Source organism: Plebeiibacterium sediminum (assembly GCF_026013605.1).
In the GTDB taxonomy this organism is placed as follows: domain Bacteria; phylum Bacteroidota; class Bacteroidia; order Bacteroidales; family Marinilabiliaceae; genus Saccharicrinis; species Saccharicrinis sediminus.
The window spans coordinates 1-418 of the sequence record NZ_JAPDPJ010000337.1; the positions used below are offsets into that span (position 1 = coordinate 1).

Consider the following 418-nt stretch of genomic DNA (forward strand, 5'->3'; position numbering starts at 1 on the left):
TAGATATTCCGGTGATGTTGACCCCTCATTCCGGTCATATTGACCCCCTTGGATTTGGGTAACTAAAAATGGTTAGTGTGACAAAATTACATCTTTTTTCTTAAACTTTCTCCTTTGAGTTCTATGCGATGTGAGGTATGTACCAAACGATCTAAAATAGCATCAGCAATGGTGGCTTCTCCAATAATGTCAAACCAGCTGGCAACGGGCAATTGACTAACTATAATAGTTGCTGCACGAGCATGTCTATCTTCTACAATCTCCATTAAATCCATTTGATGTTGTTTTTCAAGATGGGTTAAGCCAAAATCATCTAATATAAGCAAGTTTGCTTTTGATATTTTATTCATTAACTGATAGATTGTACCTTCTATACGAGCCATTTTGGTTTGCTGCAGTAATTTCTGCACATTAAAGT

General features: G+C 36.4%; 1 protein-coding gene. It reads right to left on the minus strand.

The annotated features are described in order from the left end of the window. Positions 1-86: 86 nt before the first annotated feature. The coding region (locus OM075_RS25705) for an ATP-binding protein (RefSeq protein WP_301193403.1) at positions 87-418 on the minus strand (332 nt) is incomplete at its 5' end.